Origin of the sequence: Nitratidesulfovibrio vulgaris str. Hildenborough (assembly GCF_000195755.1) — a bacterium.
GTDB lineage: Bacteria > Desulfobacterota > Desulfovibrionia > Desulfovibrionales > Desulfovibrionaceae > Nitratidesulfovibrio > Nitratidesulfovibrio vulgaris.
This window is the reverse complement of the sequence record NC_002937.3, coordinates 343877-367637: the sequence shown is the minus strand read 5'-3', so window position 1 is coordinate 367637 and position 23761 is coordinate 343877. Positions and strand designations below refer to the sequence as shown.

The window sequence follows — 23761 nt, the reverse complement described above, 5'->3', positions numbered from 1 at the left end:
ATATATCCGAAGAGAAGGGCCAGTTGTACTGGCGCGCGGCGGCAAGGGGGACGGCAAGAGGGAAGGTACGACGGGCGGCACGGCAGCAGGCAATCACTGTCCCGCCATGCGCTACGGACGCCAGCCCCGAAGCCCGACGCGCTGTGCCCGCAACACTACAGCCCGCAGCGCACCTTCCACGACTGGACGGTGTTCACCAGCAGTTGCGCGATGGTCATGGGGCCCACGCCGCCGGGGACGGGGGTGATGGCAGAGGCCACACGGCTTACGCCCTCGAAGTCACAGTCGCCCGCAAGACCCGTCTCGGTGCGGTTGATGCCCACGTCCACCACGACGGCGCCTTCACGTACCATGTCGGCAGTGACGAACCGCGGACGCCCGATGGCAAGAAAGAGGAAATCGGCAGTACGGCATTCGGCCGCGAGGTCGGGGGTGCCCGAGTGGCAGACCGTCACCGTCGCGTTGGCGTACTTGCCCGGTGCGCCCAGCATGAGGGCGAGGGGCTTGCCCACGATGTTGCTGCGGCCCACCACCACGGCCTTGCGACCGGAGGGCGAGAGGTCGTACCGCTCCAGCAGCGTCATCACCCCGGCAGGGGTACAGGGACGGAACCCCGGCAGCCCGAGGGCGAGACGCCCCATGTTCTGGGGATGGAAGCCGTCCACGTCCTTGGCGGGGTCGATGGCCTCGAGGCAACGCTGGGCGTCGAGACCGCGCGGCAGGGGCAGCTGCAACAGGATGCCGTCGATGTCGGGGCGAACGTTCAGGTCGGCGATGAGCCGTTCAAGCTCTTCCTGTGTCGTGGTGGGGGCAAGGCGAAACGCCTCGGACACGATACCCGTATCGTGGCAGGCCCTTTCCTTGTTGCGCACATAGACCTGCGACGCGGGGTCCTCACCCACGAGGATGACCGCAAGCCCCGGTGCGCGGCGGGCGCGCGGGGTCAGCGCGGCTATCTCGGCGCGCAGTTCTTCGCGAATGGTGGCCGCTGTGGCCTTGCCGTCGAGCAATTGCATCGGCTCTCCTCCTGCTTGAAAAGAATACCGGCCGGAACCTGTAGGGGTTCCGGCCGGTTCACGGACGCACGTCAAGGGCGCGTGGCGGTGGGGCCATAAGCCCCGCTGAACGTACCCGTATCCGTCATGTCATCTCCGTTGGCGGGCCACACCGTCGGGGCGGGCCTTCGCTGGCGGCTTCATAACGGCTGCGGGCGCGAAAGGCAAGCGGACTAGGCGTCCTCGAACTCTTCGTCGCCCTCGTAGCCGAAGTGGGAGGCGATCATGGGGCCGAAGTAGATGCCCGCATCGTCGAGGTCCTCTTCGATGCGCAGCAACTGGTTGTACTTGGCAAGACGGTCGCTGCGGCACAGCGAGCCGGTCTTGATCTGCCCGGCGTTGAGCCCCACGGCGAGGTCGGCGATGAAGTGGTCTTCGGTCTCGCCCGAACGGTGCGAGATGACCGTGGTGTAGGCCGCCTGCTTCGCCATCTCGATGGTGTCGAGGGTCTCGGTGAGCGTGCCAATCTGGTTCAGCTTGATGAGGATGGAGTTGGCCACGCCTTCATCGATGCCCTGCGCGAGGATGTCGGGGTTGGTGACGAAGATGTCGTCGCCCACAAGCTGCACGGTGTCGCCCAGCTTGTAGGTGAGCTCGCCCCAGCCTTCCCAGTCGCCTTCGGCAAGGCCGTCTTCGATGGAGATGAGCGGATACTTGGCGGTGAACTCGCCGAGCCATTCGGTCATCTCGCTGTTGGAGAAGGTCTTGCCCTCACCCGCCAGATGGTACTTGCCGTCGCGGTAGAACTCGGAGGCGGCGGCGTCGATGGCCAGCGCTATTTCGGCGCCGGGGATGTAGCCCGACTCCTCGATGGCGCGGGTGATGTACTTGAAGGCCTCGTCGTGGCTCTTGAGGTTGGGGGCGAAGCCGCCCTCGTCGCCCACGCTGGTCACGTGACCGTCGGCGGCGAGCAGGGCCTTGAGGGTATGGAAGGTCTCGGCACCCATGCGGAGCGCGTCACGGAAGGTGGCGGCACCGATGGGCATGATCATGAATTCCTGGATGTCGAGGTTGTTGGGGGCGTGCGCGCCACCGTTGATGATGTTCATCAGCGGCACGGGCAGCACCTTGGCGTTGACCCCGCCGAGGTACTGGTACAGCGGCAGGCCGAGGAAGCTCGAAGCGGCACGGGCGGTCGCCAGCGAGACGCCCAGCATGGCATTGGCCCCGAGGCGTTCCTTGTTGTCGGTGCCGTCGAGGTCGAGAAGGGTGTTGTCGAGTTGCACCTGACGCAGGGCGTCGAGCCCGATGACGGCCTCGGCGATTTCGCCCATGACGTTGTCCACGGCCTTCTCCACGCCCTTGCCCTTGTAGCGGCCCTTGTCGCCGTCACGCAGTTCGAGGGCTTCACGGGTGCCGGTGGAGGCACCGGACGGCACGGCGGCACGCCCGGAATGGCCGGATTCGAGGGAGACTTCGACCTCGATGGTGGGATTCCCGCGGGAGTCAAGAATCTCGCGCGCCCAGACGGAAACGATGGTGCTCATGTGCATCTCCTTGCTTTCTGAGGTGCGGCGACGGTGCGCCGCCTTGCGCCGGTCAGCCCGCGGGAGGGTCTGCCGGGCCATTAGCCTGTCAGCGTTGTTCGCTTTCAAGATACAGCAATCTCAGGCCCTCCAGCAGCAGGTCGGGCCTGACATGGTCGAAACAGTCCGAAACCCGGGCCACGGCACGGGCGAAGCCGCCTGTGGCGACCACTTCAAGCGGTTCGGGCAACACCTTGCGCAGCCGCGCGGTCACACCTTCCGCAAGGGCGGCGAAACCGAAGATGAAGCCGTGATTGAGGCTCGTGGTGGTGCTTCGCCCGACAACGGGCATGTCCTCGCTCACTTCGAGGCTCACGCGGGGGAGCTTCGCCGTACGCGACGAAAGCGCCCCGGCAGAGGAAAGGACACCGGGACAAATCAGTCCACCAAGATACGCGTCGCCATCGACACAGTCAAATGTCGTTGCCGTGCCGAAATCGACGGAGACGAGCGCCCGTGCGTCGGGATAGAGCCTGCGGGCGGCGAACGCCGCCACCAGCCGGTCGGCACCCACTTCGGTGGGGCGCTCGTAGCGGTTCTCGAGCGGCACGGGCAGGTCGACATGCGCCAACTGCAACGGTCGCCACAGGAAACGCTCGCAGGCGTGGCGCAGCAGGGGGTCGAGGCTTGGCACAACAGAACTGCCCACGCACGCGTCGATGTCGTCCGCGCCAAGCCCCGCATGACGCATGATGTCCAGCAGCGCCAGCCCGAAGCCGTCACCCGTCTGCGTGCCGTCGGTAGGCAGGGCGTAGGACGTGAGCACGGTGCCTTCGGTGGCGATGCCCACCTTGACGTTGGTGTTGCCGATGTCGAAGAGAAGAAGATGACGTGCCATGCGATGTGCGGCCTCCGGAAAATGGCCCGCGTCTTGCCCGACACGGTTCGGCGGCAGACACGGTTCGGCGGCAGAAGCCGCCTGCAAGAGTGTACCGTGTCGCCCCGGAAACGCAAGGCTGCACTTGCCCCTTACGATGGTTACGCCTGCCGTGCGGCCGCACACGGCAGCCTTGCCCGACGAGGCGTCCCCGATGCGCCATGGTGAAACGTGACGTCGAAGCGCCACATCGAAGGCGCCATCAAGGCGCTCGACGCACCAGCTTGCACGCTTCTTGCTTGTTTCCGCCACAAGGAAAACCCTGCCGGAGGTAGCCATGTCCACCATCACCGCCACCCATTCCGTGAACGATCCGTTCTCCCGCGTCGACTCGCTGCTGCACCGTGTCCGCGACCTCGCCGAACGCAAACGCAGCACCACCAGCCCTGCCGACCAGCTTGCCGGTGTGCCCGTGCGCCCCGCTGCCGATGACGCCGACCAGGCCTACGGCGAAGTGCTGCGCCTTCTGGGTGACGGCCCCGCCGACGCGCATGGCGGACTCGACCCGGCACGCGTCGCGCGCCTGCTTGAACTGTAGCGCTCGCAGCTTCTAACGTGCGCGCCTTTACAGGCCTCGTCCAAGTGTATACATCCGGCTAGGCCGTATGCCCCGCCGGGGCACGCGGCATATCGCACACAACGGCGGCCCGTACCGCCCGGAGGTATACAATGAGCACGTTCGACTCCGTCCTGCAGGACATCAACGCCAGCCCGCGCACATGGCTTGTCACGGGCGTAGCCGGGTTCATCGGCTCCAACCTGCTGGAGACCCTGCTCAGGCAGGGACAGCGCGTGGTGGGCCTCGACAATTTCCTCACCGGCTACCAGCGCAACCTCGACATGGTGCGCGACCTCGTGGGCGAAGAGCGTTGGGCGTCGTTCCGCTTCATCGAGGGCGACATCCGCGACCTCGCCACCTGCCACGAAGCCTGCAAGGGCGTCGACCATGTGCTGCATCAGGCGGCCCTCGGGTCGGTACCGCGCTCCATCGACGACCCCATCCTCTCCAACGAGTGCAACATCACCGGTTTCGTCAACATGCTGGTGGCCGCCCGTGATGCCGGCGCCAAGAGCTTCGTCTACGCGGCGTCCAGTTCCACCTACGGTGACGAACCGACGCTGCCCAAGGTCGAGGACATCATCGGCAAGCCGCTTTCGCCCTACGCCGTCACCAAGTACGTCAACGAACTCTACGCCGACGTGTTCGCGCGCTGCTACGGCTTCACCGCCATCGGGCTGCGCTACTTCAACGTCTTCGGGCAGCGCCAGGACCCCTTCGGTGCCTACGCAGCCGTCATCCCCCAGTGGTTCGCCAGCCTGCTGCGCGGCGAGACCGTGTTCGTGAACGGCGACGGCGAGACCAGCCGCGACTTCTGCTACATCGACAACGTGGTGCAGGCCAACATCCTCGCTTCGCTGGCCCCTGCCGAAGCACGCGACAAGGTGTACAACGTGGCCTTCGGCCAGCGCACCACACTGAACGAACTCTTCGACCTCATTCGCGAAGAGGTGGTGCGTCACAAGCCCGAAGCCGCCGGGGCCACCTGCGTGCATCGCGACTTCCGCGCGGGAGACGTGCGTCACTCGCTGGCCGACATCACCCGCGCACAGACGCTTCTGGGCTACGCCCCGGTGTACGACGTGCGCGAGGGGCTGCGACTGGCTGGCGACTGGTACGCCGCCAACCTGAAGTAGTCACCGCACGCTGCATGCCATCCATCAAGGCCGCCTCCGGGCGGCCTTTGCATTTGGCGACTCGCCCGGTGCTTGTGGCACTGCAAGGCAGCCTCCAGCCCGTCCGTGACCTGTCGGCTGTTCCGGTATCGCCCCCTCGGCCTACCGCTGACGCCGGAAGGTGTCTCACGGGCATTGCCTCGCAGCATCATGCCGGTTGCAGACGCCCTCCCCTGCGCAGTCGACGCGGAAGCGACCCGCGCCACGCAAAGTGACCCAGCGCGCGTTCATGCAGCCCCGACGGCCCCCTGATAGGACGGACACCGGGCACGCGCACGCCTGTACCACGTCACCCTCATCCCCCCCGGAAGAACGCAAAAAGGGCCGCATCTTCAGGATGCAGCCCTTGCCCTCGGCGTTAAGAGATTTTCCGGCCCCCAGCGCCAGCGAAGGGGCCGGAAAATCATGGGGAGGGGAGTATCGCACGCCGCACTAGGCGGCGAGACCTTCATACAGTGAGCGCGCCTCGGGGTTGGCGGGGTCGCTGGCCAGCACCTGTTCAAGATGGGCACGTGCCTCTTCAGGGCGTCCGAGGGTGATGAGACAGCCCGCAAGCGTGGTACGCACGGTGTCCTTTCCCGGGACGAGAGAGAGATAATTCTCGAGGTACGGCACGACATCGGCGACACGCCCGAAATGGTATCCGAGACGCACGATGCAATTCATGGCGACAAGGTTCTCGGGATTCAGCGCCAGCGCTGCGGCGAGGTGCCCGTAGGCCGCCTCGGCATCGCCCTGTTCCATCTCCACGAGACCCATGCCCGCAAGGGCCTTGTCTCCCGCTTCGATGTCCGCCGCCTTGCGGTAGAGGACGAGTGCGTCCGAAAGCGCACCGCGCTGGACGGCGATGGTTGCGAGTCCGAGATATGGGTCGGGATGCACGCCATTGCTGGCGGCAGCCTTGCGGTAGTAGTCCTCCGCCTTTTCGAGGTCACCCATGAACAGGTAGCACTCGCCCAATTCCTTGTTGATTTCGTAATCCAGATGGCTGCTCATGGTTTCCCCTCCATGACAGTGGGACGTTGAAGCCTTGTCTGCGCGCCCTTGCCGCCTGCATGACGGGGGCCGCTGGCAGAGCAGGCACGAGATACCAAGCAAGCGCCATGCCCAAAAAATCAACTTCCATTTTTACAGCATCTTACAGAAACACACAACGATGACATCCGGCAATTACGTCACCCTTCCGCCGCCGCAAGTCCACCAGAGGCAGGCGATTCGTACGCCTGAGTGCTGCGCTAGGCAACTCCTTCCTCACGCCACACGACGGATGCCTGCACCAGCTGTGCCGCAGGGTGCGAAGCCCCCCTGCGCCGCCGGCAGCCACCCATGCCTGTGGAAACAACCCGCCATGTCAGTCGCCATCCAGCGCCCCGTCCGCCGCATACTTTCCTTTATCCATTGTAACAGGGTGCCTCCCCTGCGCCCCCACGGGGGCTTGGTGCATACCAAAACAGACGTGCTGACGACCTTCCCGGCGACGGCTTACCGACGTCACTCACGCCTGACAATCCACTCAACACATTGGAATAGAAACGAAATCATACGTGGAACCCTTTTTGCTTTCCTCCTGTCGTCGGAAGCGGACACGCAACCGGCAACGTCTGCCACGGACATGACGATACGGAGGTAACCGCATGAAAAACATGTATGAATCCCACGTGAACCTTGTGGGCAAGGTCATGGACATGCAACTCCAGCGTCAGAATGTCGTCATGAGCAACATCGCGAACGTGCGCACGCCCGGCTACAAGCCGCGCGAGCTCGAGTTCGAGAAGGAGCTTCAGTCGGCACTGGGGCTGGACGCCAAAGGGCGCATGACCATCACCGAGAAACAGCATCTGCCCGCCGTCTTCGACCCCGAGGGCTTCGGCCCTGAGTGGTCGAAGACCTTCAAGCCGCGGGTCGTCCACGGTGAGGACCGCGTCAATCTGGACAAGGAGATGACCAAGATGGCCAAGGCGTCGCTGCAGTACAACGCCCTTGCCACGGTCATCAAAGGCAACTTCGAAGGCATCAAGACCATCATCATGGAGGGCCAGAAGTAATGGACTTCATGACCGCGCTCGATATCGGCGCTTCCGCGCTCACGGCGGAACGCACGAACATGAACATCATCTCGATGAACCTCGCCAACGCCAAGACCACGCGCACGGCCGAGGGCGGCCCCTATCGCCGCAAGACCACCATCATGGCCGCCACCGAGGTGGACGGCCCCTTCAGCAAGCAGATGGAGTCTGCACTCGACCGTGAACTGCGCGGTGTGCGCGTGATGAACGTGGTACGCGACCAGCGGCCCTTCAAGCGCGTGTACGAACCGGGGCACCCCGATGCCGACCAGCAGGGGTTCGTCTCGTACCCTGACATCAACGTGGTGGAGGAGATGGCCAACCTCATGACCGCCCAGCGCGGCTACGAGGCCAACGTCACCACCGTGGACACCGTCAAGGCCATGTACAGCAAGGCCCTTGAAATAGGCCGCTAGGCACGGAGAACGACATGACCATCCAGAGTATCGGCCTCAAGGCCTACACCAACGCCCTCGCCAACTTCACCAAGGCCGAGAAGACCACGTCCGCAGGTGCCATGCTGCCACAGCAGGGGCAGGCACCCGGCAAGTCGTTCACGGAGACGCTCACCGACTCTCTCGGCAAGGTGAACGAGATGCAGGGCGAGAAATCCAAGATGATCACCTCGTTCGCCTCGGGCGAGACGCAGAACGTGCATGAGCTGATGATCACCCTGCAGAAGGCCGGGCTTGCCGTGAGCATGACCTCTGCCGTGCGCAACAAGGTCATGGAAGCCTACCGCGAACTGAGTCGCATCCAGTTCTAGCCGCGCCGCAACGCCACTCCACCGCCAGCCCGACCGCCCCCGGAGGAAACGATGTCTCCCATGATCACCGACGCCACAGACAAGGCAAGAGCCTTCTGGTCGCGCATCTCCATGTCCCAGCGCGTCTTCATCGTCGGGCTCGCGCTCGTCACCGTCGGCATCTTCTTCACGCTCATCCTCTGGATCAACCGCCCGGACTACCGGGTCCTGTACTCCAACCTCGCAGGCGAAGACGCCAACCGCGTGGTGAAGCTGCTTCAGGCCAACAAGGTGCCGTACAAGCTCGAGAACGACGGCGGAACGGTGCTCGTGCCCGCCGACAAGCTGTACGACCTGCGCATCAAGGTGGCGGGCGAGGGCAACCTCGTGGGGCAGGGCATCGGCTTCGAGATATTCGACGACCTCAAGGTCGGCCAGACCGACTTCGTACAGAAGATCAACTACCAGCGTGCCCTTCAGGGCGAACTCATCCGCACCATCAGCGAATTCCCCGGTGTGGAGACCGCAAGGGTGCACCTTGTCATCCCCCACCGCAGCCTGTTCATCGAAGAGCAGCAGAAGCCCTCGGCCTCTGTGGTGGTCAAGCTGCGCGAAGGCAAGAAGATGGAAGCACAGGACGTGCAGGCCATCGTCAACCTCGTGGTCATGGCGGTGGAGGGCATGGACCGCAACCGTGTCTCCGTGGCCGACACCTCGGGCAAGATACTCTACTACCCCACCGAGGACGACAGCCTTCAGGGCCTCACCACCACGCAGCTTGAATACAAGATGCGCCTGCAACAGAACCTCGAACGGCGCATCGAGGAACTGCTCTACCCTGTCATCGGCCCCGGCAAGGTCATCGCCAAGGTCAACGCCGACGTGGACTTCAGCCAGCGCACCATACGGCGTGAACTCTACGACCCGGAGAAGACCGTGGTGCGTTCCGAACAGCGCAGCGAAGAGAGCACCCGTGGCCGCGCCAACCTCGAGGCAGGTGCCCCCGACGCCAACTTCAGGGGCGACGGCATCTCCGGCAGCGCCAGCACGCAGGAAGGCACGCGCGAGACGCGCACCACCAACTTCGAAATCAATAAAGAAGAGCAGAACATCGTCGCCAACGTGGGCGACCTGAGCCGTCTTTCCGTTGCGGTCATCGTCGACGGCACGTATGAGAAGGCTGCAGACGGCACCTACACCTTCGTCCCGCGCAACGCCGAAGAGATGCAGCGCATCCGCCAGCTTGTCTCCAGCGCCGTGGGTTACGACAGGGCACGCGGCGACACCGTGGAGGTCAACTCCATCTCCTTCGGCGGCCCCGACCTGCCGCAGGAGGCGAGCCTGCCGCAACTGTTCCTCGACTACGCCCTGCGACTCGGCAAGCCGCTGCTCAACGCCCTGCTGGTCTTCCTCTTCCTGCTGCTGGTGGTCAGGCCCGTGGTCATGGCCCTCATCAGGCCCAAGGTCGAAGGCGAGATGATCGAAGGGCTTGAAGGGCTGCCCGCAGGCGAAGAGCGTCTCGCGCTCATCGAAGGCGACGAGGAAGTGGACGCACTGGATGCGCTGCGCAAGATCGAAGACATCAAGGCCCATGCCATGCAGCTCGCGGAGCAGAACATGGACCAGGCCGTTGGCATCATCAGGAGCTGGTTGAAAAATGACGAAGGAACAAAGGCCGGGGCAGCTTAAAGGCCCGGAGAAGACCGCGGTTCTGTTGCTCGCCATGGGCGACAAGTTCACGTCGGAAGTCTTCAAGCGCATGGACAGGCAGGAGATAGCCGCCGTATCCAAGGCCATCGTCGAAATGGAGACGGTGCCCAAGGAAGTGGTCGAGGATGTCCTGCGCGAGTTCCATCACGCGCTCGTCACCGGGCAGGAGATGATCGCCGGCGGGCAGGATGCGGTGAAGCGCCTGCTCATGAAGAACCTCGACAGCGAGACGGCCAAGTACATAATGGACCAGCTCAACCTCGAGTCCGGCCCTGCGCCCTTCCGCGAACTGGGCAACATCAGCCCCCGGCTGCTGGCCCAGATACTGCGCAACGAACATCCACAGACGCTGGCCCTCATCCTCGGGCACATGCCGTCGGAACGCGCCGCCGACCTGCTCACCAACCTGCCTGCCGGTGTCCGCACCGAAGTGCTCATGCGCCTCGCGCGGCTCGAAGCCGTGCCCGAAGACATGCTCATGGAAGTGGACAAGGTGCTGCAAAGCCAGCTCATCGCCATGGGCGGCAAGGAAGGCAAGAAGGTGGGCGGTGTCCAGTCCGTGGCCGAAATCCTCAACGCCGTCGACCGCGCCACCGAAGAGGAGGTCATCGCCGAAATCGAGGAAGAATCGGCCCAGATGGCGGAAGACATCCGCAACCTCATGTTCGTGTTCGAGGACGTCTCCTCGCTGGACGACCGCGGCATCCGCGAACTGCTCAAGGACATCTCCAACGAAGACCTCACCATGGCCCTGCGCGGTTCCGCCGACGACCTCAAGGAGAAGTTCTTCAAGAACATGTCGGAACGCGCCGCCACCATGATCCGGGAAGACCTCGAAATCATGGGCCCCACGCGCCTTTCGGACGTGGAGGCGGCGCAGCAGAACATCGTGAAGACCGTACGCAGGCTCGAAGCCGAAGGCCGTGTGATGATCGGTCGCGGAGGCGGAGATGTCTTCGTCTGACGGCGAGGCGAAACGATGGGGCACCATCTACATGGGGCCGGGCCCCATGGACGAGGCGACCATCACCGACCTTGAGGGAACGCGGCGTCCACTGTGGGACGAACGCACCGAAGCCGAATACATGGAACGCGTCCGAGAGAAGGCCGCCGCCCGCGCCCGGGAGGTGCTGGACGAGGCCCGTCGTGAAGCCGACGCCCTGCGTGCGAAGGCCCATGAAGAGGGCTATGCCGCCGGTCTGGATGCCGCACGCGCCGAACTCGACGAATTCAGGGTCGGCATGGGCGATTCGGTGGCCGCCGTGTTGCAGGCCATACAGGGGCAATGCTCTGCCATCTTCGGCACATGGCGCGAAGACCTCGTCGCCCTGCTGCGCGCCAGCGTCGAACGCTACACAGGCGTGGTACTCGCCGAAGAGCGCGCAGAGGTGTTGCGCGCCCTCTTCGTTCAGGCGGCACAGGCCCTTGACAGCCGCCGCCACCTCATCATCAGGGTCAATCCCGAAGACGAGGCCGCCGTGGCCGACATGGTGCAGGCCGCCAGAGAGAGACTGGCGGGGCTCGAATCGTGGACGGTGCGCGGCGATGCGTCCATGGCCCCCGGCGGGCTGGTGGTCGAGAGTGACGACGGTATGGCGGACAACCGCATGGAGACACGCCGCGCCGTCATCGAAGAGGTGCTGGCGCACCTGACCCTGCCCGCCGAGAAGTCTGGCAGCGGCCCCGTGGGGAACGACGCATGAGCGGCGGCCCGCGAGCCTGTCTCGACCTTCTGCGCGAATGCGCCCCCATGCAGACCTTCGGCAAGATAACCAAGGTCGTGGGCCTCGTGGCCGAAGGTTCCGGCATCAAGGCACCACTGGGTGCCGTGTGCCACATGCTGCCCGATGACGGCGGTGAAAGCGTCGCCGCCGAAGTGGTGGGCTTCCGTGACGGACGGTTGCTCTTCATGCCCTACGGTGAACTGCGCGGGGTGCGCCCCGGCAGCCTCATCCGCAACTCCAGCCTTCCCCCGGTCTTTCCCGTGGGCGAAGGACTGCTGGGCCGGGCTTTCGACGCCTTCGGCGCCCCCCTCGATGGCGGCACGCCCGTCATGCCGGAGGCATGGGCCCCCCTCTACGCCTCGCCACCCAACCCCCTCACCCGGCCGCGCATCGACACGCCGCTGGACGTGGGCGTGCGCTGCATCAACAGCCTGCTGACCCTCGGCCGCGGGCAGCGAGTGGGCATCATGGCGGGTTCCGGCGTCGGCAAGTCAACGCTCATGGGCATGATGGCCCGCTACACCGAGGCGCAGGTCAACGTCATCGGTCTCATCGGCGAACGCGGGCGAGAAGTGGTCGAGTTCATGGAGAAGGACCTCGGCCCGGAGGGCATGGCCCGTTCGGTGCTCGTGGTGGCGACCTCGGACCAGTCTCCGCTGGTGCGGATGCGCGCGGCCTACGCAGCCACCGCCGTGGCGGAGTTCTTCCGCGACCAGGGCAAGGACGTGCTGCTGATGATGGACTCGGTGACGCGCTTCGCCATGGCTGCCCGCGAAGTGGGCCTCGCCGTGGGTGAACCGCCCACCACCAAGGGTTACACGCCCACCGTCTTCGCCCAGTTGCCACGCCTTCTCGAACGTGCGGGCCGCAGCCCCGAGGGGACCATCACCGGCATCTACACCGTCCTGGTGGATGGCGACGACTTCAACGAACCCATCGCCGACGCCGTGCGCTCCATCCTCGACGGTCACATCGTGCTCACGCGTGAACTTGCCGACCAGGGGCACTTTCCGGCCATCGACGTGCTCAAGTCCATCAGCCGCCTTCGCACCGACATCTGCCCCGACGACATCGTCAACGCGGGCCGGATACTCACCCGCCACATGGCGACCTTCCGCCGGGTCGAGGACATGATCAACATCGGGGCCTACGCCACGGGTTCCAACCCCGACATCGACAAGGCCATCGCCATGGTGGGGCCCATCAACGACTTCCTGCGCCAGCACATCACCGACCAGCAGCCCCTGCCCGGCTGCTACGAACAGCTTCTGGCCCTCGCAGCCAGCTGACCCACCTTCGCAGCCCCGCGCCTTCATCGCCCGTGGCAACCCTGCGCCATGCGGCAGCCATTGGCGTCATCCGGCGTCATCCGGCAACGTCACCAGCGCCGCCACCAGCACTCGGGCCACCCCGTCCCCCTGCACCTAGACGGCCTTCGCCAGTGCCTCCAGAAGCCACCGCGCCGCTGGGCCCGGTGCGCGCCTAGCATCACGGACGAGGTACAACGGCCACCGCCAGACCTCGCCCGCGGGGGCAAGGTCGAGGCGCACCAGCCTGCCCGCATCGAGGTCGGATGCGGCAAGACTTTCCGGCAGGTAGGCCCAGCCCAGTCCGGCACGTACGAGGTCGCGAAGCGCCCAGTAGCTGTCCACGCGCCACACCTGCCCCGACAGGGCATCGGGACGCTCTCCGCCCCGGCTGGTGATGTCCAGTTGGCGCAGCGCCTCCAGTTCATCCGGTGACACCGCACGGCGTCCCGCCAGCGGATGCCCCGCCGCCACCACGGGCAGTGCTGGCACGGCCCCTGCCGGAAAGTAGTCCAGCCCCGCCAGCCTGCTTTCGGCGTCACGCCAAGCCTCCTCGGCATAGACCCTGCGCCCCCGCGGGTCGGCCAAGGGGACCATGATACCCATGTGCGCCCGCCCCTCGGCCACCATGAGGGCGATATCCCCCACGATGCCGAACAGGAACTCCATCTCCACATCCGGCCAGCGTTCCGCGAACCCGGTGAGCCTGTCCACGAGGGCAGGCCCCCACGCAAGCTCGTCCACCGCCAGCACAAGGCGCGGTTCGACCCCCGTGGCGAGCGTCGCCGCCCTGCTGCCGAAGCGTTCTCCACGCGCCAGCAACCGCTCCGCATCACCAAGCAGCGCCTCACCTTCGGGGGTCAGTACCGGCAGATGTCCGGCACGGTCGAAGAGATTCACGCCAAGGTCCGCCTCGAGGTTGGCGATGGCCGTGCTCACTGCCGACTGGGCCTTGCCCAACTCGCGCGCCGCGGCGGAGAAAGAGCCCAGACGGGCTGCCCTGACAAAGGCCTCTACCTGTTCCCAGCTGTACTGCACCCTCGCCTCCATCTGTTTTTCAGATAGACTTTAACTTGCATCAATCCGTCTTCCAGATAGAACACGGCGACATCAGTTGCAAGGAGCCTTTCATGCGTACCCGTGCCGACAGGATTCGTCACACCCTGCTGTTCGAAATCCTGCTCATCACCACCACCGTACTCGTCCTTCCGGGCGTTCTCGGCGTACCCGCCCATTCCTTCGGGATGCTCAGCGTCATCATGAGCACCCTCGCCATGTTATGGAACTATCTCTACAACGTCGCCTTCGACAGGATGCTGCTGCGATTGGGCAGACCGCTTGCGCCACGTCCTTTCTGGCTGCGCGCCGCCCACGCCATCACCTTCGAGATAGGCTTCGCCTTCGTCTCAGTGCCGCTCATCATGTACATGCTCGACTTCGGATTCGTCGAAGCGGTGCTGCTTGACGCGGGCTATCTCGTGCTGGTGCCCGTGTACGCCTTCCTCTTCAACCTCGCCTACGACACCGTCTTCCCCGTGCCCCAGCCACAGGCCGAGGCCATGTGACGCAACGCCCGCGCCCGCAATAGCCCTGCGGGCCGCACAAGGCCCCTCCGGGCCATTCCATACCGAAGGGGTCGCGCCAATAAGGTGCGGCCCCTTCTGGGCTGGCAACAGAGAACAGCGGGGAAGATGCAGGCAGGCAGAAGACAGGGCAGCCGAATCGCGAGCCTTCGCGACCACTCCGCCCGATAATGACGCCCCGGCAAATGACGCCCGGAATGCACCGCACACACTGTCCCGCCAACGTGGATAAAGCTGCTCACACGCTGCAAGACGCCCCGAACCCCCGCCTTGCCCGTGCCCCGGCAACAAAGACAAAGGGCCGCCCGTCCAGCGGGCAGCCCCTCATGATGCCTGCCAACCGTGGGACGTCCCCGCAGTGGCACGACACGCATCAGCGCTTGAGTTCCAGCGCCTTCTGAATCATGGTGTCCGCCGTGGTGACCACCTTGCTGTTGGTCTGGAATCCGCGCTGGGTGACGATCATGTTCACCATCTCGCGGGCCATGTCCACGTTGGACTGCTCAAGCGACTTGCCCATGAGCTTGCCGTAATTCTCTGTGTCGGCCTTGCCTTCCTGTGCCGCACCAGACTCCGTGGTGGCGGAGTAGTGGTTCATGCCCTCGCTTCGCAACCCGTCCTCGCTGGTGAAGCGGAAGATGGGCACGCGGAACAGCGACTGCGACTGACCGTTGCTGTACTTGCCGCTGACGATGCCATCCGTTGCCACCTCAAGGTTCATGAGTACGCCTTCCGCATAGCCGTCCTGCTTCATGTAGGTCGACGACGAACTTCCCTTGTAGGCGGTGGTCGACGTGGCAGCCAGTTTGGGCGTGGTGGCCCCGCCAAGAAGCGTCGGGTCGAGGCCCACCCCCGCCGCCGAAGCGGGTGCATTGTTCCATGCGGTGGTGGTGATGCCAAGGTCGAGGCCCACTGTCTGCGCCCCGCCTTGCGCGAAGGTGGCGTTGAACTGCGGCCTGCCAGAGGCGTCCAGCGTGGCGGGCACCCAGTTGGCGAGGTCCTTGGGGTCGCCGCCTGATGGCGTGAAGGCCATGATGTCCTGCAACTGCCCTGACGACCCGAATTGCAACGTCCCGGACATGAGCAGCCCCGCACCCGCGCTACCCGCCGCCGCACCGCCGTCCTCGCCGGGAGGCATGGTGACGAGAAACTCCACGTATCGCTTGCCGCCCGCGGTGGTGGCATTGTCGAAACGGATGGTGAGTTCGTGGGTGTCGCCCGCAGCGTCATAGACGCGCATGGTCTGGGTGTAGCCTGCCGCATTGTCGCCAAGCGGCGGCGTAGCGGTGCCGTCCCATGCCTCGAGCATCCCGAAGAACGGATTGGCGGTGCTGCTGCTGGCATCCTTGTCGAAACCGAGGTTGAAGACAGAGGTCATGCCCCCTGTCGCCTTGGCGGGCATGGAAAGACGCCCGTCCGCATCCTTCACCAGCGTCACGGCTGCCAGCGGGCCTTCGGTTTCACCGGTGATGGCGTGGCCCATCAGGTTGAACCCGTTGGGGTCGACCAGTTGCCCGTCCTTGTTGAAGCGGAAGTTGCCTGCGCGGGTGTAGTGGGTGTCCTGCCCGCTGGTCACCTGAAAGAAGCCTTTGCCCGATATGGCGAAGTCCGTGGTGTCCGACCCGGCAAGCAAGGCCCCCTGCGAACGCAGCACGCGCACGTCGCCCACCCGGGCACCGAGTCCCACCTGCGATATGCCGGAGACATAGGCACTGCCCGTGGGTTCCGTCTGGCTCATCAGGTCCTGATACAGCATCATGGACTGCTTGAAGCCGATGGTGTTCACGTTGGCGAGGTTGTTACCCACCACGTTCATACCTTCGGCCTGCGTCCTCATGCCCGTGGCGCCCGTGTAGAGTCCGTGCATCATGGTCGTGGCTCCTCGGCAGAATATTCCGCCACCTGACGCAAAGCACGAGCCGTGCCAGAACAGAGGATGCCGCCGGTGCGACGCCCGGTCACTCGATGGGGGGAAGAGAAGGAACGCGCGTCAGGCGGCCCCGTCGCGTCTGCGCATGGCCTCGGCCAGAAGCCCCGCCATGGTCTCGTCGGCAGGGTCGACCTCCATGCCCCGCTTGAGGTAGGGGATGGCGCGCCGCACTTCCCCCGCATCCACGAGAAGCCGCCCCACGCACAGAAAGAGCCTGTGCTCGTCGCGGTAGTTCTGCACCGCCACGGCAAAGCTGGCATCCGCCTCCGACACCTTGTTCTGCTGAAGCAGGCGCATCCCTTGCAACAACGCAGCGTCGATGCGCTGCTTGCGTGCCAGCGCATCTTCGTAGCTTTCGCGAGACCCCGCGGCATCAAGTTCATCGTGGACGATGCGAAGCACTGCCAACAGCGCCTTCTCTCCGCCACGCTGGTAGGCGAACCCCTGCGGGGCAAGGTCTGCGGCGGCAGCCCGCATGGCCGCATCCCTCGAAAAGAGCTGCAACACCTCGCGCAACGCACCCTGCGCCTCGACGAGACCGACCCCGGACAGCGGGGCCGAAGCCATGCCCTGCACCCCGAGACAGGCCGCAGCCAAGGCCCTCACGGCATCGCGTCGCTGATAGTAGGCCCTTGCCCGTGCGAAATGTTCGCGCACCTTTTTCGCGTCAACAGTCATCCCTGACATCCGCCTCTATCGTTTCCGCGCTGGCACAGACCCGCGCGGCGTGTTATGTTGCAGCAACCAAGTATACCGTTATGGAGGTAGCGTATGGGAAAGCGTCTGTACATAGACCAACAGGAGTGCATGGCCTGCGAATCATGCGTCGAACTTTGCCCCGAGGCGTTCAGGATGTCCAGCGAAGGCGAATACGCCGAGGTCATCGCCCCCTACTCCAAAGCCGAGTGTGTCGAGGATGCCATCAGCACCTGCCCTGTGGAATGTATTTCATGGCAGGAAGAATAGCTTTCACGGTAGCGGTTTACGAGAAAGAACACCAAGAGGCCGGGACTTGTCCGGCCTTTTTTGTCACTCCGTGTTGACATTGATTTTCGTTTTCAATAAAAGGGTTCCATACAAACCAAGGAGCCCGTCATGTGCGCGACCCTCATAGGTGGCATGGACCGTCTGAAGCGTGACTACATCAACACTGCACGGAACAGTGGTGTGGACCTCAAGGTGTTCACCGGAAAGGAGAACCGCATCGCAGACAAGGTCGGCAACTCGAAACTCGTCATCGTGTTCACGAACAAGGTCTCGCACGCGGCGCGCCGCGAGGTGATGTCGTACGCCAAGGCCAACGACATCCCTGTGCAGATGCTCCACTCGTGCGGCGTGTCCACCCTGCGTCAGGCGCTCGACGGCTTCAACGCCTAATCCTGCAACCAGAATCCCGAAGGAGACGCCATGTGCGCCGCCAGCCAGATAGGTGCCCTCAACAGGCAGGGCATGAGAGCCTGTGCCATGGGCGACCTCGCAAATGCTTCGTTCCTGCTGCATCAGGCCCTGCGTCAGGCACAGGGAATGGGTCTTGAAGGCTTCATTCCCAAACTGCGCAACAACCTCGGGCTGATTCTGGCCCTTTCAGGACGTACCGAAGACGCGAGGCTGGCCTTCGAGACCGCCCTTGCCGAGGCAGAAGCCAGATGGGGCGGAGAGACCCGCCTGCACGCATCCATACGTGACAACATCATAGCCGTGAGCGCAGCACCCGGCCCGCAGTAGCATCGCCACCGCAGTCCACCGGAACGGCAAAGGCTGCCTGCTGCGCAGGACGTCCTCCCGGCAGCGGTCGAGGACGGGACAAGGACTCGCGACCCGAGTCAACCGGCCTCCCTCCCCCGTCACCATCGACAGGGGGCAGAGATGAGAACGGGATGCGGCAACGCACGACTCCCGATATGGCCTGAACACGGGGCTGGACACTTGCCGCCCTCCCCTCTCCGTGCCCGCGGCAGAGGCCTGTGAAGAGGGGGAGGCAACCTCGCCGGACTGGACGGATACGCGCTCTTGTCGTATCTTCGGAAGACACGGCACTGTGCCATGTGGCACGTGTCCCCGAGGAGGAATCCATGAGCGTCAACGGCATAGAAGTCGCCAAGCCCTTCATTGCGGCGACCGTCAACGTCCTGTCCACCATGGCAGGCATACAGCCGCAACCCGGCAAGCCCTACGTCAAGAAGAACAACGTGGCGAAGGGCGACGTCTCGGCCGTCATCGGCATCACCGGGCACAAGAACGGCAGCATCTCCGTCACCTTCACCAAGTCATGCGCCATCGCGCTTGTGAAGGGGATGCTGGGAGACGATATTCAGGATATCCTCCAGGACACCAAGGACGCCGTCGGCGAAGTTACCAACATGATTTCCGGGCAGGCACGCGCCGGTCTCGCCGAAATGGGCATGGTCTTTCAGGGGTCCACACCTTCGGTCATCATGGGCGACGGGCACACCATCAGCCACGTGACCAAGAGTCCCATCATGGCCATCCCCTTCCTGACCAACCATGGTGAGTTCACGGTGGAATTCTGCTTCGAGTAGGCTTCACCTCCCCTTTGGCAGACACCAGCAGGCGGTACGCAACGTACCGCCTGCTTTTGCGTCCGGAGGGGAAACACCGTGAACACCCCAGACGGACACCCCGAAAAAATAGATAAATCGATCAAGCGGTGGACAAAAACGCCACTTCACACCTCAACACTCCAGAATCACTGACACAAACGATACCATACGCAGCCATCCCCCCAGAAACCCGCGCCAGTGCTTCTGTTGCGCCCGAATCATGCTCTCTTGCACATGTGGAGGAGCCCACCTCCGGCAGAAATGTTGCGATGCAACCGCCTGATTGTATTTTCAACATACTGTTATAAAAAATTATCCAGAAAAGGGATACCCGCTTTTTTTCTCTAGGCCACTATACAAAGCCCCTACGCTGGAGTAGGTTCCGGTGTACATCGTAACGGGCGGTTACAAATTTCCTAGACTTTCTTGCGACCCCCAGAATATTCATAAATCAATGGTCCGCGCCCCTGTGGCGGGCCTGCACACTGCACCCACAGGTCTTCGTCATCCATCATGTCTTCCGCGTGGCATCACATTCACGGTTTCGAACGTCTCAGCCTGTGCGACTGGCCGGGCAGAAGTTCCTGCGTCATCTTTCTTGGCGGCTGCAACATGCGCTGCCCCACCTGCCACAACTGGCAACTGGCATGGGAAGCGGAGAAGCTGCCCGTGCTTGCCCGCAAGGACATTGAAGCCTACCTCAATGCGCGCCGTACCTGGCTTGACGGTATCGTCATCACCGGGGGGGAGGCGACGCGCGTATCCGGCCTCGCAGCTTTGGCGGCCGACCTCAAGGCCTATGGCCTGCCGCTGAAGATAGACTCCAACGGGCTATGCCCTGATGTGCTCGAAAGCCTTCTGCGCGAAGGTCTCGCCGACGCCTTCTCCATCGACGTGAAGGGCCCGTGGCGGCTGTATCCGCGTCTGTCTGGCGGGACCACCAGCCCCGAAGAGGCACAGACATCGCTCGAGCGCGTCTTCACTCTGGCGCGTGAATTCCCCGAGGCCTTCATGTTCCGCATGACACGTGTCCCCATCCTCGCCGATGCGGACGTGGCCGAGGCGAGAACCTACCTGCCGAAGGGCTTCACGCTCAAGATTCAGGACTTCGTACCCCCCCGGAGGGCTCAACATGCCGAAGCAGATTCGCAAACGCGACGGGCGTCTGGAAACGTGGTCGACCGACCGCATAGCGGAAGCCATTCTCAAGGCGCTGAAGGCCAACGGCATCAAGGACCCACTGCTCTCTAAGCGCCTTGCGCGCAAGGTCGAGGCCAAACTCCACGACGTGGAGATACCCGAACAGGAACAGGTGCAGGACAACGTCGAACAGGTGCTGATGGAATCGCGCCTGTACGCCGTGGCCCGTCGCTATATCGTCTATCGCGAGAAACGCCGCGAACTGCGCGAGCACAAGGCCGCCTTCCTCGACATCACCGAGACCATCGAGACCTACCTTTCGAAGGCCGACTGGCGTGTGAACGAGAACGCCAACATGACGCACTCGTTCCAGGGCCTGATGCTGCACCTTTCCGGGACGCTGCAAGCCAAGTACGCCCTCGACAAGTACCCCGAAGAGGTCAGGCAGGCGCACGAACACGGCTACTTCCACATCCACGACCTGTCGTTCGGCCTTGCGGGATACTGCGCCGGGTGGAGCCTGCGCGACCTGTTGCTGGAGGGGTTCAACCTCGAGAACCGCTCGAGCGCGGGCCCTGCGAAGCACCTCGACACCGCGCTGGGCCAGATGATCAACTTCCTCGGCACGCTTCAGAACGAGTGGGCCGGGGCACAGGCGTTCAACAACGTCGACACCTATCTCGCCCCCTTCGTCCGCAACGACGGGCTCACCTACAAGCAGGTGCGTCAGGCGATGCAGAAGTTCGTGTTCAACCTGAACACGACCTCGCGATGGGGCGGGCAGAGTCCGTTCACCAATCTTTCCTTCGACCTCGTTCCGCCCAAGCACATCGCCAACGAGCCTGTCATCATCGGTGGCGCCTATCAGGACGCCACCTACGGCGACTATGCGCCCGAGATGGAGATGCTCAACCGCGCCTTCATCGAGGTCATGCTCGATGGCGACCATAACGGACGCATCTTCTCGTTCCCCATCCCGACGTACAACGTCACCACCGACTTCCCGTGGGAGTCGGAGATTGGCGACCTGCTGCTCAAGCTCACCGCGCGCTACGGCGTTCCGTACTTCCAGAACTTCATCAATTCCGACCTCAACCCCGAAGACGTGCGTTCCATGTGCTGCCGCCTGCAGATGGACCTGCGCGAATTGCGCAACAAGGTCGGCGGACTCTTCGGGGCGGGCGACCTCACCGGTTCCATCGGCGTGGTGACGCTCAATCTGCCCAAACTCGCCTACCTCGCACAGGGCGAGGAGGACTTCCTCGACCTCGTCGCCGAATACGCCGAAATCGCCAAGGATTCCCTCGAATTCAAGCGCAAGCTCATCACCGAGAACCTCGACCGGGGCATGTTCCCGTGGTCGCGCCGCTACCTCAAGAACGGCTTCAGAGGGCACTTCTCCACCATCGGTCTCGTGGGTGGACACGAGGCGTGCATGAACCTTCTTGGCAAGGGCATCGACAGCGAGGCGGGCGTGCGACTCATGCAGCGCACCTTGAACCACCTGCGCGAGGTCACCACGCGCTTCCAGGAAGAGACGGGCAACCTCTACAACCTCGAAGCCACACCTGCCGAAGGCACCAGCTACCGTCTCGCCAAGATAGACAAGACCCTCTACAGCGAGATTCGCGCCTCGGGCAACGGCACGCCCTACTACACCAACTCCACGGCGCTGCCCGTGGGCCTCACCGAAGACGTGTTCAACGCGCTGGAACATCAGAACAGGCTGCAACCGCTCTATACCGGTGGCACGGTGTTCCACACCTATCTCGGTGAAGCCGTGGCAGACCCTGCCGCCATTCGCAACTTCATCGTCAAGGCGTTCACGCGCACCAAGATACCGTATCTCTCCATCACCCCCACCTTCTCCATCTGCAAGGACCACGGCTACCTGCAGGGCGAACACCACCAGTGCCCCTCCTGCGGGCAGGATGCCGAGGTGTATACCCGCATCGTGGGGTACTACCGCCCCGTTTCGCAATGGAACAAGGGCAAGCAGGTCGAGTACGACGACCGGGTGTGCTACAACGGCATCTAGTCGCGTCGACGTCGATACGGTTCAGACAAGGTAAAAGCGAAGGGACGGGTTTCACCCGTCCCTTCCTTTTGTACTGCCATGAGTCAACATCCACCCGACGCATCATCAACGAGCATATGGTCTTGCCATGATATAGATTAATTGATATGCATTTTTAAAATAGATCCGGGAGGACATCATGTCTGTCGACTCATGGGAATTCTACACTGATTCCGAAGGCAAATGGCGGTGGCGCAGGATAGCGTCCAACGGGCGCATCACGGGTGCCTCTTCACAGGGCTATGCAAACAAGTCCGAATGCATCGCTAATGCGCGTCGGCACGGCTACCAAGGGTAGTTTCAAGACCTCCCGGAGTGAAACCCGGGAGGTCTTTCGCTTGCCGGTCTGATATGATGCTCATCTGCATGTTTAAATTGATATACCCGACGGCAACAGGTGTGCTACACGCCGTGCAATCGCCCCCACCGTTGGGGTGCCCGCTTCCCCATTCTCGAAAATCTCCACTTCCGCATCGTTATCGAAAAGCTCACGCAAACCATCCGAGAGGCGTCGCACAAAATCGCCATCAAGCGTGGCGGCAGCCTCCGCATGTGCCTTCCCTGCTGGCTGCCCGGAGGTCGCCCCGACGGCCTGCACCGCTTGCATCAATTGACCCAAGGCCCATGCCGCAGCACCACGGCACGGCGCATCCTCATCATGCAGTCCCGCCAGCAAGGGTTCCCCTGCGCCACGGGCGAGGTCGGGCCACGCCTGCGCCAGCCGCCCCACGGCCCAGTAGCACGACCTGCGCAACGGGGCATGATCGCAGAAGTTGTTGTCCTTATCGGTGTCGCGCACATAGGAGATGAGAATGCGGTGGTACTCCTCCGCCAGCCCGCGATGACTGGCGAGAATCTCCGCCATGGCTTCGGGGATGCCCCAGCCGATGTTCCCCGACTCCTCGTTCATGTGCCACATGAGACGACGCACGACCACGCGTGCATCCTCGCGATGGGCTTCGGCAAGCCCTGCCACGCACAGCCCGAGGGCGACAGCGGCACGCCATTTCATGGCACCCCCCAGAAGCAGGAACGACATCAGCGGGCCCACGGTCTCCTTACCTGACAGCGCGGCGATGGCGTCAAGTTCACGCCTCCAGTCCGAAGATTCCAGACGGGTGCGCAGGTCGGACTTGAGTGAGCGGAAACGTGCCATATGTGTTCTCCTTGCCCTCCCCCTTTCGAGGAAGGAGCGGGTGTGACGACGTAGTTTGGCGGTGCGGGTGGTTGTGAAGTCGTTCAGCCTCATGCAGCACTGACTTTGCGCGTGCTGCGCCACATCCTGCGATGCGAAACACCGTCATCGCAGCCATAGCGGATAGTCGGTCTGTTTGCCTACCAACGCAGGTAAGCATACGCCGTGCTTTGGCAAGGACGGAAAGTGCCGCGGAAAGAGACGCCGCTGGCTTTCCGGCGCATCGCGCCATAGCGCAAACACCCTTGAACGGACGAACGCGCATACACCGGCGACAGTATCGAAAAGGGTTGTGTACGGCAGGCGAGACGAAGGCTGGTCATCGTCCCGGAATGGAAGCCACCGCAGCGTTGCGACAGCGTGACACAAAAAGGCCAGCCCAAGGCGGGAGAGTCAGCACCTGACAATCGTCACTCGTGGACGACGTCACGGCAGCCCGTGTCCCTCTCGCAGGCGAGGGACATACGACACCTGTCGCTTCTACGGACGGCACACACAGATATTCTCCGCAGCACGGAAAACACGCCGCCC

The 23761-nt window shown here is 63.5% G+C and carries 25 protein-coding genes; 17 read left to right on the top strand and 8 right to left on the bottom strand.

What is annotated here, in order from left to right:
* Positions 1–155 precede the first annotated feature (155 nt).
* From folD to DVU_RS01590, 3 genes are all read right to left on the bottom strand, one after another.
* A complete protein-coding gene (gene folD, locus DVU_RS01600; protein ID WP_010937630.1) occupies positions 156–1016 on the bottom strand; it encodes a bifunctional methylenetetrahydrofolate dehydrogenase/methenyltetrahydrofolate cyclohydrolase FolD in 861 nt (286 codons plus the stop codon).
* A gap of 212 nt (positions 1017–1228) precedes the next feature.
* Positions 1229–2542, bottom strand: coding sequence for a phosphopyruvate hydratase (eno, locus tag DVU_RS01595; protein WP_010937629.1), 1314 nt, complete (start codon positions 2540–2542; stop codon positions 1229–1231).
* 88 nt (positions 2543–2630) lie between these two features.
* Positions 2631–3419 carry a type III pantothenate kinase gene (locus tag DVU_RS01590; RefSeq protein WP_010937628.1) on the bottom strand — a complete coding sequence of 263 codons (789 nt, stop codon included), beginning with the start codon at positions 3417–3419 and terminating at the stop codon, positions 2631–2633.
* Positions 3420–3735: 316 nt separating this feature from the next.
* Here DVU_RS01590 and DVU_RS01585 point away from each other — a divergent pair, with 316 nt between their 5' ends.
* Both DVU_RS01585 and DVU_RS01580 read left to right on the top strand, forming a co-directional pair.
* Positions 3736–3996 (top strand): hypothetical protein, encoded by a 261-nt coding sequence (locus DVU_RS01585; protein WP_010937627.1) that lies wholly within the window; start codon positions 3736–3738, stop codon positions 3994–3996.
* A 131-nt stretch (positions 3997–4127) separates the two neighbouring features.
* Entirely contained in the window at positions 4128–5153 is a 1026-nt protein-coding gene (locus tag DVU_RS01580) for an SDR family oxidoreductase (protein WP_010937626.1), read from the top strand.
* Positions 5154–5624: 471 nt separating this feature from the next.
* Here the strand turns inward: DVU_RS01580 and DVU_RS01575 are convergent, their stop codons facing one another.
* Positions 5625–6188 carry a tetratricopeptide repeat protein gene (locus DVU_RS01575; RefSeq protein WP_010937625.1) on the bottom strand — a complete coding sequence of 188 codons (564 nt, stop codon included), beginning with the start codon at positions 6186–6188 and terminating at the stop codon, positions 5625–5627.
* A 638-nt stretch (positions 6189–6826) separates the two neighbouring features.
* On the opposite strand from DVU_RS01575, the gene flgB reads away from it, so the two are divergent.
* Genes flgB through DVU_RS01540 form a run of 7 tightly spaced genes read left to right on the top strand, consistent with a single transcriptional unit; the run spans position 6827 to position 12726 of the window.
* The gene (gene flgB / locus DVU_RS01570) at positions 6827–7237 is read left to right on the top strand and encodes a flagellar basal body rod protein FlgB (RefSeq protein ID WP_010937623.1); all 411 of its coding nucleotides are present in this window, start codon (positions 6827–6829) and stop codon (positions 7235–7237) included.
* Complete coding sequence (gene flgC, locus DVU_RS01565) at positions 7237–7674, top strand: flagellar basal body rod protein FlgC (protein ID WP_010937622.1); 438 nt, start codon at positions 7237–7239, stop codon at positions 7672–7674. The genes flgB and flgC overlap by 1 nt, the downstream gene beginning before the upstream one ends.
* Before the next feature lie 14 nt (positions 7675–7688).
* The gene (fliE, locus tag DVU_RS01560; protein WP_010937621.1) at positions 7689–8024 is read left to right on the top strand and encodes a flagellar hook-basal body complex protein FliE; all 336 of its coding nucleotides are present in this window, start codon (positions 7689–7691) and stop codon (positions 8022–8024) included.
* A gap of 51 nt (positions 8025–8075) precedes the next feature.
* Complete coding sequence (fliF, locus tag DVU_RS01555) at positions 8076–9692, top strand: flagellar basal-body MS-ring/collar protein FliF (protein WP_010937620.1); 1617 nt, start codon at positions 8076–8078, stop codon at positions 9690–9692.
* Positions 9661–10677 carry a flagellar motor switch protein FliG gene (gene fliG, locus DVU_RS01550; protein WP_010937619.1) on the top strand — a complete coding sequence of 339 codons (1017 nt, stop codon included), beginning with the start codon at positions 9661–9663 and terminating at the stop codon, positions 10675–10677. Before fliF ends, fliG begins: the two co-directional genes overlap by 32 nt.
* Positions 10664–11416, top strand: a complete 753-nt coding sequence (locus tag DVU_RS01545) for a FliH/SctL family protein (protein WP_010937618.1) — start codon at positions 10664–10666, stop codon at positions 11414–11416. Before fliG ends, DVU_RS01545 begins: the two co-directional genes overlap by 14 nt.
* Entirely contained in the window at positions 11413–12726 is a 1314-nt protein-coding gene (locus DVU_RS01540; RefSeq protein ID WP_010937617.1) for a FliI/YscN family ATPase, read from the top strand. Before DVU_RS01545 ends, DVU_RS01540 begins: the two co-directional genes overlap by 4 nt.
* 135 nt (positions 12727–12861) lie before the next feature.
* Here the strand turns inward: DVU_RS01540 and DVU_RS01535 are convergent, their stop codons facing one another.
* Entirely contained in the window at positions 12862–13782 is a 921-nt protein-coding gene (locus DVU_RS01535; RefSeq protein WP_010937616.1) for a LysR family transcriptional regulator, read from the bottom strand.
* 92 nt (positions 13783–13874) lie between these two features.
* On the opposite strand from DVU_RS01535, the gene DVU_RS01530 reads away from it, so the two are divergent.
* The gene (locus tag DVU_RS01530; RefSeq protein ID WP_010937615.1) at positions 13875–14309 is read left to right on the top strand and encodes a PACE efflux transporter; all 435 of its coding nucleotides are present in this window, start codon (positions 13875–13877) and stop codon (positions 14307–14309) included.
* A gap of 391 nt (positions 14310–14700) precedes the next feature.
* Here DVU_RS01530 and DVU_RS01525 read toward each other — a convergent pair whose 3' ends face one another.
* Positions 14701–16197: a flagellar hook protein FlgE gene (locus DVU_RS01525; protein WP_010937614.1), complete on the bottom strand. Its 1497-nt coding sequence runs from the start codon at positions 16195–16197 to the stop codon at positions 14701–14703.
* A 120-nt stretch (positions 16198–16317) separates the two neighbouring features.
* The gene (locus DVU_RS01520; protein WP_010937613.1) at positions 16318–16935 is read right to left on the bottom strand and encodes a tetratricopeptide repeat protein; all 618 of its coding nucleotides are present in this window, start codon (positions 16933–16935) and stop codon (positions 16318–16320) included.
* Between the two features lie 93 nt (positions 16936–17028).
* Here DVU_RS01520 and DVU_RS01515 point away from each other — a divergent pair, with 93 nt between their 5' ends.
* From DVU_RS01515 to DVU_RS01485, 7 genes are all read left to right on the top strand, one after another.
* Positions 17029–17223 (top strand): ferredoxin, encoded by a 195-nt coding sequence (locus tag DVU_RS01515; protein ID WP_010937612.1) that lies wholly within the window; start codon positions 17029–17031, stop codon positions 17221–17223.
* 129 nt (positions 17224–17352) lie between these two features.
* Positions 17353–17634, top strand: a complete 282-nt coding sequence (locus DVU_RS01510) for a DUF2325 domain-containing protein (protein WP_010937611.1) — start codon at positions 17353–17355, stop codon at positions 17632–17634.
* A gap of 30 nt (positions 17635–17664) precedes the next feature.
* The gene (locus tag DVU_RS01505) at positions 17665–17982 is read left to right on the top strand and encodes a hypothetical protein (protein ID WP_010937610.1); all 318 of its coding nucleotides are present in this window, start codon (positions 17665–17667) and stop codon (positions 17980–17982) included.
* A gap of 347 nt (positions 17983–18329) precedes the next feature.
* A complete protein-coding gene (locus DVU_RS01500; protein WP_010937609.1) occupies positions 18330–18797 on the top strand; it encodes a chemotaxis protein CheX in 468 nt (155 codons plus the stop codon).
* Between the two features lie 534 nt (positions 18798–19331).
* Positions 19332–20069, top strand: coding sequence for an anaerobic ribonucleoside-triphosphate reductase activating protein (locus tag DVU_RS01495; protein WP_010937607.1), 738 nt, complete (start codon positions 19332–19334; stop codon positions 20067–20069).
* Positions 19951–21996 carry a ribonucleoside triphosphate reductase gene (locus DVU_RS01490; RefSeq protein ID WP_010937606.1) on the top strand — a complete coding sequence of 682 codons (2046 nt, stop codon included), beginning with the start codon at positions 19951–19953 and terminating at the stop codon, positions 21994–21996. Before DVU_RS01495 ends, DVU_RS01490 begins: the two co-directional genes overlap by 119 nt.
* A gap of 178 nt (positions 21997–22174) precedes the next feature.
* Entirely contained in the window at positions 22175–22333 is a 159-nt protein-coding gene (locus DVU_RS01485; protein WP_010940654.1) for a YegP family protein, read from the top strand.
* Positions 22334–22405: 72 nt separating this feature from the next.
* Here the strand turns inward: DVU_RS01485 and DVU_RS01480 are convergent, their stop codons facing one another.
* Complete coding sequence (locus tag DVU_RS01480; protein WP_010937605.1) at positions 22406–23191, bottom strand: DVU0298 family protein; 786 nt, start codon at positions 23189–23191, stop codon at positions 22406–22408.
* Positions 23192–23761 lie beyond the last annotated feature (570 nt).

Bases quoted from the DNA above. Each gene is read 5' to 3' on its own strand.
- fliE (WP_010937621.1), top strand. From the start codon at position 7,689: ATGACCATCCAGAGTATCGGCCTCAAGGCCTACACCAACGCCCTCGCC.
- DVU_RS01485 (WP_010940654.1), top strand. From the start codon at position 22,175: ATGTCTGTCGACTCATGGGAATTCTACACTGATTCCGAAGGCAAATGG.
- flgC (WP_010937622.1), top strand. From the start codon at position 7,237: ATGGACTTCATGACCGCGCTCGATATCGGCGCTTCCGCGCTCACGGCG.
- fliG (WP_010937619.1), top strand. From the start codon at position 9,661: ATGACGAAGGAACAAAGGCCGGGGCAGCTTAAAGGCCCGGAGAAGACC.
- DVU_RS01525 (WP_010937614.1), bottom strand. From the start codon at position 16,197: ATGATGCACGGACTCTACACGGGCGCCACGGGCATGAGGACGCAGGCC.
- DVU_RS01480 (WP_010937605.1), bottom strand. From the start codon at position 23,191: ATGGCACGTTTCCGCTCACTCAAGTCCGACCTGCGCACCCGTCTGGAA.
- DVU_RS01500 (WP_010937609.1), top strand. From the start codon at position 18,330: ATGAGCGTCAACGGCATAGAAGTCGCCAAGCCCTTCATTGCGGCGACC.
- DVU_RS01575 (WP_010937625.1), bottom strand. From the start codon at position 6,188: ATGAGCAGCCATCTGGATTACGAAATCAACAAGGAATTGGGCGAGTGC.
- DVU_RS01590 (WP_010937628.1), bottom strand. From the start codon at position 3,419: ATGGCACGTCATCTTCTTCTCTTCGACATCGGCAACACCAACGTCAAG.
- DVU_RS01505 (WP_010937610.1), top strand. From the start codon at position 17,665: ATGTGCGCCGCCAGCCAGATAGGTGCCCTCAACAGGCAGGGCATGAGA.
- DVU_RS01580 (WP_010937626.1), top strand. From the start codon at position 4,128: ATGAGCACGTTCGACTCCGTCCTGCAGGACATCAACGCCAGCCCGCGC.
- DVU_RS01585 (WP_010937627.1), top strand. From the start codon at position 3,736: ATGTCCACCATCACCGCCACCCATTCCGTGAACGATCCGTTCTCCCGC.
- folD (WP_010937630.1), bottom strand. From the start codon at position 1,016: ATGCAATTGCTCGACGGCAAGGCCACAGCGGCCACCATTCGCGAAGAA.
- DVU_RS01510 (WP_010937611.1), top strand. From the start codon at position 17,353: ATGTGCGCGACCCTCATAGGTGGCATGGACCGTCTGAAGCGTGACTAC.
- DVU_RS01495 (WP_010937607.1), top strand. From the start codon at position 19,332: ATGTCTTCCGCGTGGCATCACATTCACGGTTTCGAACGTCTCAGCCTG.
- DVU_RS01540 (WP_010937617.1), top strand. From the start codon at position 11,413: ATGAGCGGCGGCCCGCGAGCCTGTCTCGACCTTCTGCGCGAATGCGCC.
- flgB (WP_010937623.1), top strand. From the start codon at position 6,827: ATGAAAAACATGTATGAATCCCACGTGAACCTTGTGGGCAAGGTCATG.
- eno (WP_010937629.1), bottom strand. From the start codon at position 2,542: ATGAGCACCATCGTTTCCGTCTGGGCGCGCGAGATTCTTGACTCCCGC.
- fliF (WP_010937620.1), top strand. From the start codon at position 8,076: ATGTCTCCCATGATCACCGACGCCACAGACAAGGCAAGAGCCTTCTGG.
- DVU_RS01530 (WP_010937615.1), top strand. From the start codon at position 13,875: ATGCGTACCCGTGCCGACAGGATTCGTCACACCCTGCTGTTCGAAATC.
- DVU_RS01515 (WP_010937612.1), top strand. From the start codon at position 17,029: ATGGGAAAGCGTCTGTACATAGACCAACAGGAGTGCATGGCCTGCGAA.
- DVU_RS01490 (WP_010937606.1), top strand. From the start codon at position 19,951: ATGCCGAAGCAGATTCGCAAACGCGACGGGCGTCTGGAAACGTGGTCG.
- DVU_RS01545 (WP_010937618.1), top strand. From the start codon at position 10,664: ATGTCTTCGTCTGACGGCGAGGCGAAACGATGGGGCACCATCTACATG.
- DVU_RS01520 (WP_010937613.1), bottom strand. From the start codon at position 16,935: ATGACTGTTGACGCGAAAAAGGTGCGCGAACATTTCGCACGGGCAAGG.